A 14,920-nucleotide genomic window follows, 5' to 3' on the forward strand; every position below is an offset into this window, starting at 1 on the left:
TCACCATGATCTCGCAGGATCGGTACCGACCCCGGCGACCCCATCCTCAGGAAGTACGGTACCGGCCTGTTTTCCGACAATCGCATTTTTTTGCCAAAGTCTAAAAGGAAATACACGTATAAACAACCTGTATAGCACTATCCCATTGACCCACGCGGAGATCGTATCATGTACAGAGTCCTCTATGTTGATGACGAAGCAGCACTCCTCGAGCTGGGAAAAGCATTTCTCGAGCAGTCGGATTTCATCACCGTAGAGACTGCCCTCTCTGCAAAAGAGGGGATTGAGGCACTGAAAAAAACTGCCTTTGACTGTATTATCTCCGATTACCAGATGCCGGATATGGACGGCCTTGCATTTCTTAAATTATTAAGGAAAGAGAGCAATTTAATCCCGTTTATCCTCTTCACCGGCAGGGGCCGCGAGGAAGTGGTCATCGAAGCGGTGAACAATGGTGTTGATTATTATCTCCAGAAAGGCGGGGATCCCAAATCGCAATTCGTCGAGCTGCAGCACAAGGTCAAACTCGCAATAGAACGCCGACGTACGGAAGAGGATCTTACGGAATCCCGGCAGCGGATGACCGACATCATCGACCACCTGCCGGACGCCACCTTTGCTATCAACCTGGACGGGGAGGTTATCGCATGGAACCGGGCAATGGAGGAGATGACAGGCGTAAAAACAGAGCAGATCCTGGGAACGGGGGATCATTCCTATGCCCTCCCGTTTTACGGAACGAAGCGCCCCCTTCTGCTCGATCTTGTTTTAAGGGATGATGAAGAGACATGGAAAAAATATCCCCATATTATCAGAAAGGACAACAAACTGATCTCGGAGATCCAAATCCCTATTCTCTATGGCGGAAAAGGCGCCTACCTCTGGTTTATTGCATCCCCACTCTATGACACGCACGGGAAAATCATCGGGGCAATCGAATCCATCCGGGACATAACTGACCGGAAGCTGGCCGAGAATGAACTGAGGGCCGCATATGAGCAGATCGCTGCAGCAGAAGAAGAACTCAAGGACCAGTTTGATGAGCTGAAAAAGAGCGGGGACGCGCTCCGCGAGAGTGAGGAGAATTACCGTACCCTGTTTGATGAAGCTGAGGATCTCATCGTCATTGTGGATGCACACGGCACGTTCCTCAACCTGAACAGGAAGTTTGTTGAGGAGAGTGGTTATGAGCGGGAAGAGATGATTGGCAAAAACGTGCTGACCTCGGGGATTGTGACGGTTCCATCCGCTGCAAAGATCGCATTTAACCTGGGCCAGATTTTCCTCGGCAAACAATCCCCACTCTTTGAAATTGACGGTGTTGCACGGAATGGGACAATTCTCCCCTATGAGATCCGGGCAACCCCGATCATAAAAAACGGTAAAGTGTTTGCAGTTCAGGCCACATTGCGAAACCTGACCGAACGAAAACAGGCGGAGAAGGAGATCAGCGATCGTAAAAAAATACTTGAAGAGATCGTTTCAGGCTCCCCGATCCCGCAGTTCGTTATCGATAAAAACCACCGGGTAGTCAGCTGGAACCGGGCACTTGAGGAATACAGTGGCCTGAATGCAAAGGATGTGCTCGGTACAACGGATATCTGGAAAGCATTCTATGACCGGGAACGGCCGGTGCTCGCGGACCTGCTGGTGGATAACAACCTTAAAAAAATTCCGGAATGGTATGCCGGGAAATTTGACCGGTCAAAATATGTCGATGGCGCATACGAAGCAACCGACTTTTTCCCACGAATGCGGGGCAGCGGCACCTGGCTCTACTTTACGGCAGCATTGCTCCGGGATTCTGATGGGAATATCGTAGGCGCAGTTGAAACACTCGAAGATATTACCGAACGCAAAAAAGCAGAGGACGAGCTGCAAGCTTCCTATGAGCAGATCGCTGCTTCAGAAGAAGAACTCCGGGACCAGCTTGATCAGCTGCAAAAGGGAGAGGATGCGCTCCGTGAGAGTGAGGAGAATTACCGGAGCATTCTTGAAGATATCCAGGATGCTTATTACCGGAGCGACACTGCGGGAAACCTCATACTGGTAAGTCCCTCGGCAGCATACCTGCTCGGGTACGACTCGGTATCAGACCTGATCGGGAAGAATATTGCACAATCCTTCTATTACTATCCAGAGGAACGCTCCCGGCTCCTTGCTGAAATAACCAGCAGGGGAACGGTCACCGATTACGAAGTGACACTGAAAAAGCGGGACGGGACTCCGGTACCTGTTTCGACAAGCAGCCACCGGTACTTTGATTCATCCGGTAATTTCCTCGGTGTTGAAGGGATCTTCCGGGACATCACTGAACGCAAACAGGCAGAAGAAGAGAGAACGTTTAAAAATATCATCCTGTCGACGCAGCAGGAAACATCCCCTGATGCGATCCTCATCGTGGATGAAAACGGGAATATCCTCAATTATAATCAGAAATTTATCGAGATCTGGGGAATACCGGATGCCCTCATCGTATCCCGTATAGATGAACCGGTCCTGCACTATGTAGTAGCACAGCTTGCTGATCCGATAGCGTTCCTTAACCGGGTCAGATATCTCTATGATCATAAAGAGGAGAAGAGCTTTGAAGAGCTCCTGCTTAAGGATGGGAGGATACTGGAACGGTATTCAGCTCCGATGCAGGGAGAACAGGGGAAATATTACGGGAGGGTGTGGTACTTCCGGGACATCACCGGCCGTAAGAGGTCAGAAGAGATGCTGCGGGAAAGCGAATCGCGGCTCAGCAGTATTATTCGTGTTGCACCGATTGGTATCGGTGTCGCATCCAACCGGACTATCCAGACGGTCAACGACCGGCTCTGCCAGATGACCGGGTACACCGAAGAAGAACTCATCGGCAAACAGGCCCGTTTCCTCTACCCGACGCAGGAGGACTTTGACTTTGTCGGCAGGGAGAAATATGCCCAGATCGCAGAGAGAGGATCCGGTTCGGTCGAGACACGATGGCTAAAGAAAGACGGGACAATTATCGATGTGTTCCTGTCCTCAACACCGGTCGATCCATCTGACCTGTCCCGGGGCGTGACGTTTACTGCACTGGATATCACCGAACGGAAAAAGATGGAACAATCGCTTCGGGCAAATGAGGAGAAATACCGCTCTCTTGTTGATAACCTCAACGTGGGAGTTTACCGGAATACCGCTGAATTTCCCGGCAGGTGGCTCTGGGCAAACCCGGCTTTTGTCAGGATATACGGGTATGACTCGTTACAGGAATGCCTGGAACACCTGGTCACCGATACGTATGTCAATCCGGAAGAACGGAAAAAACTCATTCATCTGCTGGAAACCGATGGCTTTGTCAGGGACTATAAACTGCAGCAGAAAAAGAAGGACGGTACGCCCATCTGGGTTTCCGTCACCGCACAGGCAAAAAAGAGACGGGATGGAACAATTGAATGGATTGACGGGATTTGTGACGATATCACCGCTTTGAAAGATGCAGAGGAGAGGAGCAGGCGGTATCAGCTCGAGATGTCAAGGGCTATTGATTATCTGCCGGATGCTACTTTTATCATTGACCGGAAGGGCTCGGTTATTGCATGGAACCGGGCAATTGAAGAGATGACCGGGGTTAAGGCTAAAGATATCGTCGGCAAGGGTGATTACGAGTATGCCATCCCGTTTTACGGACAATGCCGGCCGATCCTGATCGATCTCATCTTTGCATCGGAAGAGGAGTTGAAAAAAGGAGAGTACGTTGAGATAAAACGGAACGGGGAGATCCTTTCGGTCGAGACCCAGAATCCGATACTCAAGGGGAAACCCTCGGTTGTAAGGGCCATTGCCGCTCCCATCTATGACGAAACAGGAAACATTGCCGGTGCTATCGAAACGATTACCGATATCACCGAATTAAAACGGGCGCAGGAAGAACTCAGGGTGTCGGAGAACCGGTACCGGACCATATTTGAAAACACCGGGGCCGCTACGGTCCTCCTTGATGAAAATACCATAATATCCATTGCCAATGCCGAATTCGAGCGAATGTCAGGATATTCAAGAGAGGCAATTGAGGGGAAGAAGAGCTGGACGGAATTTGTGGTAAAAGAGGATCTGGAGAGGATGCTTGCCCAGCACCGCATGCGGCGGGAGAGGCAGGAGGCAGCCCTGAGACATTACGAGTTCAGGTTCGTTACAAAAACCGGCGAGATCCGCAATATTTTCTTAACCATTGATGTTATCCCGGGCACAAAACAATCGGTAGCCTCCTTAATGGATATCACTGCCCAGGTCCGGGCCCAGGATACCGTGAAACTGGCGAATAGAAAACTCAATCTCTTATCGGGCATTACCCGCCATGATATCAGGAACCAGCTCCTGGCACTCTCGGGATATCTTGAGCTGTCGAAGCATTCCCTGGCCGATCAGTCCAAAATATCAGAATTTATTAACAAGGAAACAGTTATCGCAGGTACTCTCACCCGGCTTATCAATTTCACCAAGGACTATGAGGACATGGGCATACATGCTCCCGCATGGCAGAATGTTCATACCGTTTTGGGTAAAGCCATTGCCCTGCTACCGATGCGGGATATCCGCGTTAATGCCGGAGATCCTGCTCTTGAGGTGTTTGCTGATCCCCTGCTGGAAAGAGTGTTCTACAATCTTATCGACAATGCCCTGCGGTACGGCGGGGACAAGATGACCGCCATCGGGGTCTCGTCGCATGTGACCGGGGGCGGGCTTGTAATTGTTTTCGAAGATGACGGTGCAGGGATTGACAATAAGGATAAAGCCCGCCTCTTTGAGAAGGGTTTTGGGAAAAATACCGGCCTCGGGCTGTTTCTCTCCCGGGAGATCCTCGGGATCACCGGGATTACGATCACGGTGAATGGCAAACCCGGCAAAGGGGCCCGGTTTGAGATCGCGGTACCGAAAGGTGCGTACAGGTTCACAGGTACAACCTGACGAATCCGATGTAAAGAAAAGAACCGACGGAAGATTCCCCCGCGATAACCCGGTCACAGCCCTGTACCGGCTGCATTTCTCTCACCGATCAGGATAATCCCTGTTCGTTATTTTCAGGGGTACATACATCGATAGATAAAACCAGCCCATGTCAATTTTTTTCCTTTGTTAAGGGAGTCGGGAACCGGGAGTCGGATACTTTTTCCTGATATGATCCGATTAGAAACTATGTTATATGTCGCAGCCAGGTGTCGTGTTCATATCGATTATTGCGAGGATTTTGCTCTTCAGGTTAAACGAATAATTCCCCTTGTCCGTGCAGAGCCGGGATGTTCCCGATATGAACTCCATGCCAATGTCTTTGAAGAAGGACTGTTCGTCTTTTGCGAAGAGTGGGAGAGCCAGAAACATCTTGACAATCATATTGCCACTCCGCACATGCAGGAATATTTTGCAGGATGTGCTGAGTGGATGGCATCCCCAATCGAATTAACCCAGTATGAGGTGACGGGATGCAAGACGGTGGTGCTGGAGAAATAAAAATTTTTGACAATTTGCGATGATGAAGAGATCCGTTTCCAGATTGTGATCCTTTGGTTCGGTTATTTCTACGACAATTAGGAGGGTGACCCCCTCTCTCCCCCAGAGGGGGAGGCAGCCCAAGGGGAGCGCCCCTTGACTCCCTGTTTATTCTTCCTTTTTTCCTGCAAATTTTCACTGATCTTCCGGTACCCTATCACAACATGCAGGCTGCCCACGAAGGCGATCAGAGACGATTGAAAAAAATCAAGTCGGATAAAACCTCATTGTCCCGCCGTGCCTAAATAGAGGCCCTGATGCGGGAAGCCATCGTTTCATATCAATAATTATACCGGTTTTCAGGATTCGGGAGCGAAACCCGGTTACTAAATGCTAGTTTCTATTGAGCCCCCCTAAAAATCCACTTCGGTCCGCTCAGGAACCTGCACGGTCTTCCAGCGCAATCAAACAAAAAAAGATTTGAGAAAATTACCGGTCCGAGAACTTCTCGACCACACGGACATTGTCACCGCGGACGGTGATCGGGATCGGGACAACGCTCTCGTAGAGCTCGACCGTGATCTCTTCCTTTGCGGAATCAACCCTTTTTACGACTGCCTTCTCACCCTTGAACGGCCCGGCAATCAGTTCAACAATCGTACCTTCATCGATACCGGCAACGACCGGTTTCGGGATCAGGAAATGACCGACTTCTGCAAGGCTGGTCTCGCCTTTGATGACTGTGCGCGCGTGGGCAATCAGCTCCACGAGCTGCTCGATGCGGTTCATCTTCTCCGGTGTTTCTACGAGCACGTAACCCTGCAGTTCATTGGGCACAATGATCGCAGTCACCTTGACATCCGTCGCCTTGGTGTCGATTGCCTTGAGGATATTATCCGCTACCGTCCGTTCCTGCTTGGACGTGGTCTTTATCGCAAAGATCCGGTTGACAAAGACTTCCGGGGCGGCGGGAACCAGTGGCGCTGCGGGAGGAGCCTGGGGAGTCATAGCCATCAGGATCAGAATCCGAGCAGTTTCTGGTGTTCGAATAATACGTAGATGACAAACCCGATCAGCCCGATGAGGAGCACACCAGCGGCAGCGACCGTTGCAATCTTTCCAAATTCTTCCCGTGTAGGGGTGCGCGCGAGTTTTAAGACCCGGAGGTACTTGCGGAATAATTCCTCATGTATCGCGTCTGTCTTGAAATCAGGTTTTGATATTTCCATATTGACTCACTTGAGAAAATCGATCTCAAACTGTTTCTGTACTTTGGGGGTAAGTTTCTCGCTCCGACCATATATTTGTGGCGACCGTACGCCCGTGACCACAAGCAGGGTCCGCATCTTGTTCTGCATGGCGGGATCGATCTGCGCACCCCAGATGATCCGGGCATTCGGGTCAACCCGGTTGTAGACTTCCTGCACCACACCCTCGGCTTCTTCCATGGTCATGTCCGGACCGCCCACCACATTGACGAGCGCAGCGGTTGCCCCGGATATATCCACATCGAGAAGCGGGGAACGGATCGCCTTTTTCACCGAGTCAGCTGCCTTGTCCTCGCTGTCACTCTCACCCATACCGATCATGGCAACACCGCCGCGTTCCATGACCGTACGTACATCGGCAAAGTCGAGATTAACGAGACCGGGCATCGTGATCAGTTCGGTGATGCCCTTGACCGCACGCATCAGGACTTCATCGGCAATCTTGAACGCTGCTGAGAGCGGGAGCTTGGGTACGACTTCGAGCAGCCGGTCATTGGGCACAACAATGACCGTGTCCGCTACATCCCTGAGTCGTTCGAGGCCTGCCTCTGCATTCTCCATGCGGATGGCACCTTCCGCAGCGAATGGCAGGGTCACGACCGCGATCGTGAGCGCCCCTTCCTCCCGGGCAGCCTTTGCCACCACAGGAGCAACGCCGGTACCGGTACCGCCACCGAGACCGACGGTGATAAAGACCATGTCACACCCGGAGACAACCGCCCGGATCTCCTGTTCGTTCTCAAGGGCCGCCTCCTCACCGATCTGCGGGATGGAGCCGGCGCCAAGGCCCCGGGTCCGCTGCCTGCCGACAAGGATACGCTGGTCGGCGTGCGTGCGGATAAGGTGCTGGGCATCGGTGTTGATAGCGATGAGTTTCGCACCGTGGATGCCCTCTTCCATCATGCGGGAGATCGTATTCGATCCGCCACCTCCGCAACCAATCACAGCGATCTCGGTCTTGAGCTCGGCCAGAATCTGGTCAAGGTCTTCATTATTCTGCGAGGGAGTAACGGTTTCGTCCCTCGCTTTGGTTAGTGCCTCTTCAACAATGGACCTCATGAAAACTTCTCCAACCCCGGGATGTGGATGTCGGTCTTACTGCACAGGGACACCTTTGAAGGCGTGATAACCTGACCGTTGATCTCTACTGACTGGCCTGCTGCCAGTTGTTTGTAGGCAGGTCCGGGCGGTACCCCCAGTTCGTGCGCTTTTTGGGGATCGAACCTTACCTTAGTTATGATCAGGTGATCGCTCTCTGTTGCAGTGATCTCTTTATTACGTATGATTTTTACGCACAATGTATTTAAATCATTTATTATTTGCGACGAATGTTCCTCATACGTGATAAAATCGGGAAGCAGGCGATTATCACGCGTGGAAAGGTGAACGACCGGTAATCCATCGAGATCTTTTATCAGGCCCGGCTCGTCCGATTTGGCGGTTTCTGCCAGTAAAACAGGATTTACCCGGATCAGGCTGAGTGTTCCCTCCCCCCTCAGGTCATGGATATAGCACCGGGCACCGGGGGACACCTGCTCTGCCATTGCCCGGACCGTCCGATACGTGTCCCACGAGAGATGCCCCAGTGCAGAGATCTCGCTTTCCGAAAGTCGCGGGATGGCAAGCTGGTCCAGTATTCCACCCAAAGAGTTGAGGGTCACACGGTCAAGCGCTTTACGGTCGATATAAGCAGCAACTGCCCCGCTCTGCTCCTGCATCCTGCGGATCATTCCTGCGTCAAGCCCGGCAATCTCCCGGCTGTGAGCGATATGCCCGAATGCCCCACGGGATGTGAGGGCAATCTCTGTCTGGCGGGTTGCGTAATGAGTGCCACCAAATCCAATCAGGGGGACGGCGAGGATGGGGGCTGCATCCAGTACTGCCTCGGCCACTGCCCGGCCGGCAAGGGAATCGATCCACTCTTTCTCGGTGCTCCCTATCTCGACAAAGAACGAGGGGTGGTGCAGGCCCGTGGGACCGTGATGGGTCACTTCATAGGAGACCCGGTAGCCTTCGGGACAATGTTTTGCGAGTGCCCGCAGGGTTGCCTGCATCATTGCCGGGGCTGCAGGGGCGAGGGTCCGGGCAGAACCCCCGAGCTCTGCAACGCCAAAGTTTCCGGTAACGTGAACGGTGAGCACGGGGACCGGGTTGACGCTTGAATGGCGTGAGAGGAAGATCACCAGATCGGCATCGATCCGTTCATCCACACCTTCGGCATGGATTAACCGTTCCTTCGTTTCAAAAAAAGAGTATGTCCGCCCCTGCTCCTGCCACCGCCCATCAGGATCAGCAGCCAGCAGCTGTTCGATATGCTGCCGGATGTTCACTCCCGCCTTGTCCTGCCGGGAGTTGACGAGTGCGACTTTCATTACCGGTATATTAGAGGGGCTGAGTCCATAAGGTTCATGGTGCGGTGCCGGTAACCACTCTATCAGGAACACGGGAAACCCGGTTGCATATGGACACGGATAAGATTGCACAGGCGTTTCAGAGCGCCGGCATAGGTAAATCCGTCACCTGCGATGAGGCCTTTTCCATTGCGGCACGGTATGGCATCACCAAGAAGGAGATCCGCAAGTACTGTGAGGCAAACGGGATCAGGATTTGTGGTTCGCAGACAAGCTGCTTCCGGTAATTTTATTAACATGAGCTGCGGGTTATACCGGTCGCCTTCTCAACTGCTTCTTTTGGAGTGGCACACTTCACAACACCCTCAATGTTCCGGGTATTCACACCGAAAACCGGCCGCTTCATCGCGAGGGCCAGCGAGATTTCCGGTGCTGCACTGTAACTATTACCTACCACGATGACTGCGTCAGAAGACTGGACGACGTACATATTCCGCGATTGCCTGATACCGGCCCTGACGAAAAAGTCCAGGAACTGGTTCCGGTATCCTTTTTTGGGTGCAATTTTCAGGATCGCCCCCCCATCCCCACGGGCTCCCATTGCGGCAGCCTCCCCCACGCCGCCATGCGCACCACAGACGAGCATCGCATTGTTCCGGGCGATGAACTGCCCTGTAGCGAAGGCAGCCTTCCATTCGTCGCCGCTGCATTTTCCCGGCCCAATTACAGCGATCTGCATACCGGATGCAATATTATTGGTTGATATATATACGCGTAGTGTTTTTGTCGTGGTATTTCCTGCAAGAACCCCTGCCGTCACAGCATGCCCCCACAGACCCAGTAATTAATACCCATGCCGTGATACAAGGTTGATTATGCGGACTGCAATATTCCTTGTCATACTCCTGCTGGCCGTCACCCTCGTGGCCGGGTGCTCCCAGCAAAGCTCTGCAACGGTGCCGGTTTCTCCATCCACGACACCCGGGGGGACAACTTCTCCTCTTGTCGCAGCTCCCACGGCCACACCTGCGCTGGGCCCGGCATCCGGAACCCCGTCACCGGCAACCACACCTGCTGCAACCCCCTTTAGCGGGAACTTCATCGACACCCATGCCCACATCCGGCCGTCTTCAGAACCGTACACGGAGATCATACGGATGATGGACGAGCACAAAATCGACCGGATGATCGTGATGGAGCCCCCCGGAGACTTCTGGATATCGGGCACTCCCCCGTCCGCATACGGCATACCGGATGCAGCGGTTCAGTATCCGGACCGGTTTTTAGTTCTCTACAGCGGTGAAGCCGGGTCGATGCTGTACGATGCGGCAAAAAAAGGCACGTATACCCCGGAGCAGGAAAAGGAATTCATCTCCCTCCTTGATCGGGCCATGGCATCCGGAAAGTACCGGGGTATCGGCGAGATTGGCCTCCGGCACCAGCCCCCGCCCGGCATGGCCGCAACCTATGATATCACCGTCCCTGCCGACCACCCGTGGATGTTCAGCATGGCTGATATCGCCGCCCGGTACTCGGTTCCCCTTGACCTCCATATGCAGGCCGACGATACCAATGTAGCTGCTCTTGAGCGTCTCCTTGACCATAACCCCGGTGCTATCATCATCTGGGACCATGCCGGGGATCATACCCAGAACGCCACCCCGGACCTCTTGCGAACGCTTCTTGCAGCTCATAAAAACCTCTACACAAGCATTAAGATCAGGACCGAGGAGAAGCAACTACTGGGAGGGATTGTCACGAAAGAAGGAGGGGTATTGACAGAAAAATGGAAAAACCTCATCGCTGATTACCCTGACCGGTTCATCATCGGGACTGATGTCAAGCTTGGCATCCGGCCAAACGAGATCCGGTTTGTTGATCTCCACAGCTCACTCCTCTCCCAGCTGCCTGCCGATGTGGCACAGAAGGTGGCGCAGGATAACCCGAAGCGGATCTTCAACCTGAGCACATAAAAAAACCTGACCGGCCGGAATATTTTTTTTCTCTGGGGGAATCCGCAGGGGATTTCCCTCATTAACAGCAGTGAAGAGCAGTTTTTACCATTCACTGCCGTCCGGCATCCGCCGATGAAACCAGCTTCGGGTAATAATTGGTCACGTAATCCTTGACCATCCGCCGGGCACAGAATCGCGGTGCAATGCTCTTTATGGACTCCTTCATCATCTTCACCCACCCGTGGGGGATAGCATCGAGCGAGCTGCTATAATAGAGCGGGATAACCTGCTGTTCAAGAATATCATACAAGGCGGCCGCATCCGCTGCATCCCGGTTTTCATCGGCCTGTACTGAACCAAAAGCCCAGCCATTCCTGCCATTGTAGCCTTCCAGCCACCAGCCGTCAAGGATACTCAGGTTCAGGACACCGTTGATACCCGCCTTCATGCCGCTTGTGCCGCAGGCTTCCATGGGGGGCAGGGGATTGTTGAGCCAGACATCGACCCCGTGCACCAGGTACTGGGCGGTCTGTTCACTGTAATCTTCCACAATCGCGATCCGTCCTTCGAATTCCGGCTGCCTCGCGATCTGGTAGATTTTCTGGAGTATGCGTTTTCCCTCGTAATCCGACTGGTGGGCCTTGCCGGCAAAGATGATCTGGACCGGCCTCCAGCGGTTTGAGAGGATCTTTTTTAACCGTTCGAGATCGTAAAAGATCAGGTCTGCCCGCTTGTAGGTGGCAAAACGCCGGGCAAAACCTATGGTCAGGACAGACGAGTTCAAAAAGAGCCCTTCAGTGACGATGCCGTGGGTGTCGTCCCGTTCTTTCGTCCACTTCACCCGCTTGCGTTCGCGGATCCGGTTGATGAGTTTGTTCTTGAGCCGGGTATGCAGCTCCCAGAGGTCCTTATCCGGGATCTCATCGACGAGATTCCAGATGGCCTCATCGTCATGCTCCTGCTGCCAGTTGGGGGCCACGTAATAAAAATGGGAATCCAGGAGATCTTCGATACGGGGGTTCATCCATGTCGGCAGGTGGACACCATTGGTGATCGCATCGATCGGGATCTGGTCTTCGGGGCGATCCCGCCACAGTCCCCGCCACATGTGGCGGGTGACCTCGGCGTGTTTTTTTGAAACGGCGTTGTGGTAACCGGACAGCCGCAGGGCAAGGACCGTCATGTTGAACCCGTTGTCAGGGTAATCAGGGTGTTTTCCCAAAGACAGGAACTGGTCACGGTCGATGCCGAGCTCCTTGCAATACGTGGAAAAATACTTGTCCATCAGTTCCGTTGAGAACACATCATGGCCTGCGGCGACAGGAGTATGCGTGGTAAAGACGGTTGTTCCCTGTACCTGCCGCACGGCATCGTCAAACGGGGTCCCGTGTTCCATGCGTTCACGGATCCGCTCCAGCAGGGCAAACGCAGGATGGCCTTCATTGAGATGCACCGCAGAATATTCAATGCCGAGCGTCTGCAGCACCTTGCGCCCGCCGATTCCCAGGACAATCTCCTGCCGCAACCGCTCTTCGCGGTCGCTCATGTACAGGCTCGAGGATATCCGCCGGCTCTCCTTGTCATTTAACGGGATATCGGTATCGAGCAGGTAGAGCGGGACTTTCCCGACATCCACCCGCCAGACGGCGACATAGATCGCTGGTTCAACATAGGGCACCCGGACGACCAGGTGATCCCCGTCCCAGTTCAGCACCTTTTTTACCGGGGTGGCTTCGCGGTCCAGATGCTCCTTTGCGCCGGTCTGCCAGCCGTCGGACTGGATATGCTGGTGAAGGTATCCCTCCGAGTACATGAATCCCACCGCAACGAGCGGCACGCCAAGATCACTGCATTCCTTGAGATAGTCCCCGGCCAGAAAACCGAGTCCCCCGGCATAGAAGGGGAGTGAGTGGTGCAACCCGTACTCCGCGGAGAAATACGCAATGGTAAGAGACTGTTTTTCCGGATACTGCTCCCAGAACCAGCCGGTCTTGGTGTTCAGGTACCGCCGGAACCGGTGCATGATGATATCGTAACGGCGGAGATACTCGGCATTGTTCTCCGCAGCTTCCATGAACTCGGCAGGAATGTCCCGCAGCATCCGTACCGGATTGTGGATGCTTGCCTTCCAGGCTTCCTGGTTTAACTGCTTGAAAAGAATCCGTACCTCGGGGTGCCAGCTCCACCAGAGGTTATAGGCGAGATCGAGAAGTCCCGATATCCGGAACGGGATATGGGTATACTGGTCGCGTATAGACTTCACGCAATGGATGCCTTAGGAAGATGGGGAGATAAATATTGTGGAAGGTTATTAAAACCGCAGAAAACGGGAGGAATGATGATGGGAAAGGGCAGAGTCTTACTCCACCCCGCCGTTCCGGTTGATCACCATCAGCCGGAGGCCGGTCATCTCCTCGATTGCATACCGGGGGCCCTCGCGCCCGAGCCCGGAGCCTTTCGCGCCGCCATACGGCATCTGGTCCGTCCGGAATGTGGGGATATCATTTACGATCACGCCACCGACATCCATCTCGGCAAAGGCATGCATTGCCCGGTTGATGTTCTGGGTGAAGATGCCCACCTGCAGCCCATACTCCCCGGCGTTTGCGATCCGGATCGCTTCGGGGAAATCATCGTACGGGGTAAGGGATATGACCGGTGCAAATACTTCCTCTTTATTCATCCGCATCGCAGGGGTGGTGTCTGCGATAACGGTAGGTGCAAACATCGTCTCATCGAGCGTGCCACCGGTCAGGATCCGGGCGCCCTGCTTAACCGCTTCCTGCACCTTCCGGTACGCCTCCTCTGCCTTGATCCGGTCGATCATCGGCCCGACATCCGTGGCCGGGTCACGAGGATCTCCCACGTTGAGCACTTTGACTGCCGCAAGAATTTTTTCAACCGCACGTTCATAGACCGGGCGGTGGATGAGCACCCGCTGCACCGATATACAAACCTGCCCGGCGTTGATAAACCCGCCGGTGGCGATCCGCTGTGCTGCATAATCGAGGTTTGCATCCTCGTGCACGATCACCGCGGCATTCCCGCCGAGTTCGAGCCCGACCCTTGTCCTGCCCGCAATCTCTTTGAGGTGCCAGCCGACAGTGCAGCTGCCGGTGAACGAGAGATACGCGACCCGGGGATCCCGGGCCAGCTGTTCGGCACGCCCGCCGGCACAGGGCACCACGCTGATCGCCGCCGGAGGCATACCCGCCGCGAGCGCCATCTCGCCCAGCAGCAGGCTGGAGATCGGGGTGGATGACGCAGGTTTGAGGATGATGGAGTTACCTGCCGCAATCGCCGGTGCCAGTTTGTGGCACGCGAGGTTGAGCGGGAAGTTAAACGGCACGATGCCGACAACCGGGCCGAGCGGGAAGCGCTGGAGAAAACCGGTGCGTCCTGCAGTGTCGTCACTCCAGTCCAGCGGGATGATCTCGCCATAGATCCTCTTGGCTTCTTCCGCAGAGGTCCTGACCGTAATCTCCGCCCGGGCAACCTCGCTTACGGCAAACTTCCGGGTCTTACCCCCTTCCATCACCAGTACTTCGGCGAGTTCGTCTGCCCGCTTATGGATCTCATCGGCAAGCCGGATGAGGATCTGTGCCCGGGTCCCGGATGAAAATTTTTTTGTGGTTTTAAAACCCTTCACTGCTTCGGTAACTGCCGCTTTGAGATCCAACGCGCTCGCCTGGCAGACCTGCACATACACTTCGCCCGTAAAGGGGAACCTCACAGTTACGATCTCATCAGTTTTTTTTTTCACTCCACCAAGTATTATCGGGTATATCTCCATTGTCGGTTACTCCTGTGACCGGTATGCATCACCCGGTGCGTCTATAGTAAAGCATGAAAATGCATCCATAAAGAGCTGCCTGATCCAATTCAGGCTCTA

The 14,920-nt window shown here is 53.9% G+C and carries 11 protein-coding genes; 4 read left to right on the forward strand and 7 right to left on the reverse strand.

Going from position 1 to position 14,920, the window contains the following annotated elements; translation table 11 throughout:
- Positions 1–168 precede the first annotated feature (168 nt).
- Both WC593_07590 and WC593_07595 read left to right on the forward strand, forming a co-directional pair.
- Positions 169–4,935, forward strand: a complete 4,767-nt coding sequence (locus tag WC593_07590) for a PAS domain S-box protein (GenBank protein MFA4825008.1) — start codon at positions 169–171, stop codon at positions 4,933–4,935.
- A gap of 228 nt (positions 4,936–5,163) precedes the next feature.
- Positions 5,164–5,475, forward strand: a complete 312-nt coding sequence (locus WC593_07595) for a putative quinol monooxygenase (GenBank protein MFA4825009.1) — start codon at positions 5,164–5,166, stop codon at positions 5,473–5,475.
- 468 nt (positions 5,476–5,943) lie between these two features.
- Here the strand turns inward: WC593_07595 and WC593_07600 are convergent, their stop codons facing one another.
- The 4 genes from WC593_07600 to WC593_07615 are packed head-to-tail and all read right to left on the reverse strand — an operon-like array spanning position 5,944 to position 9,094.
- Positions 5,944–6,462, reverse strand: coding sequence for a transcription elongation factor Spt5 (locus WC593_07600; protein MFA4825010.1), 519 nt, complete (start codon positions 6,460–6,462; stop codon positions 5,944–5,946).
- 11 nt (positions 6,463–6,473) lie between these two features.
- Entirely contained in the window at positions 6,474–6,683 is a 210-nt protein-coding gene (locus WC593_07605) for a protein translocase SEC61 complex subunit gamma (protein MFA4825011.1), read from the reverse strand.
- Positions 6,684–6,689: 6 nt separating this feature from the next.
- Positions 6,690–7,781 carry a cell division protein FtsZ gene (gene ftsZ, locus WC593_07610; protein MFA4825012.1) on the reverse strand — a complete coding sequence of 364 codons (1,092 nt, stop codon included), beginning with the start codon at positions 7,779–7,781 and terminating at the stop codon, positions 6,690–6,692.
- Positions 7,778–9,094, reverse strand: a complete 1,317-nt coding sequence (locus tag WC593_07615; GenBank protein ID MFA4825013.1) for a D-aminoacyl-tRNA deacylase — start codon at positions 9,092–9,094, stop codon at positions 7,778–7,780. The genes ftsZ and WC593_07615 overlap by 4 nt, the downstream gene beginning before the upstream one ends.
- A gap of 89 nt (positions 9,095–9,183) precedes the next feature.
- Here WC593_07615 and WC593_07620 point away from each other — a divergent pair, with 89 nt between their 5' ends.
- Positions 9,184–9,360, forward strand: a complete 177-nt coding sequence (locus WC593_07620) for a hypothetical protein (GenBank protein ID MFA4825014.1) — start codon at positions 9,184–9,186, stop codon at positions 9,358–9,360.
- A 5-nt stretch (positions 9,361–9,365) separates the two neighbouring features.
- On the opposite strand, the gene WC593_07625 is transcribed toward WC593_07620, so the two are convergent.
- Positions 9,366–9,893: a TIGR00725 family protein gene (locus WC593_07625; GenBank protein ID MFA4825015.1), complete on the reverse strand. Its 528-nt coding sequence runs from the start codon at positions 9,891–9,893 to the stop codon at positions 9,366–9,368.
- 55 nt (positions 9,894–9,948) lie between these two features.
- Between WC593_07625 and WC593_07630 the strand changes: the two genes are divergently transcribed.
- Positions 9,949–11,046 (forward strand): amidohydrolase family protein, encoded by a 1,098-nt coding sequence (locus WC593_07630; protein ID MFA4825016.1) that lies wholly within the window; start codon positions 9,949–9,951, stop codon positions 11,044–11,046.
- Between the two features lie 91 nt (positions 11,047–11,137).
- Here WC593_07630 and glgP read toward each other — a convergent pair whose 3' ends face one another.
- Together glgP and WC593_07640 are read right to left on the reverse strand one after the other, a co-directional pair.
- A complete protein-coding gene (glgP, locus tag WC593_07635; protein ID MFA4825017.1) occupies positions 11,138–13,291 on the reverse strand; it encodes an alpha-glucan family phosphorylase in 2,154 nt (717 codons plus the stop codon).
- Between the two features lie 96 nt (positions 13,292–13,387).
- Positions 13,388–14,821: an aldehyde dehydrogenase family protein gene (locus WC593_07640; GenBank protein MFA4825018.1), complete on the reverse strand. Its 1,434-nt coding sequence runs from the start codon at positions 14,819–14,821 to the stop codon at positions 13,388–13,390.
- Positions 14,822–14,920 lie beyond the last annotated feature (99 nt).

The organism is Methanoregula sp. (assembly GCA_041645435.1).
GTDB lineage: Archaea > Halobacteriota > Methanomicrobia > Methanomicrobiales > Methanospirillaceae > Methanoregula.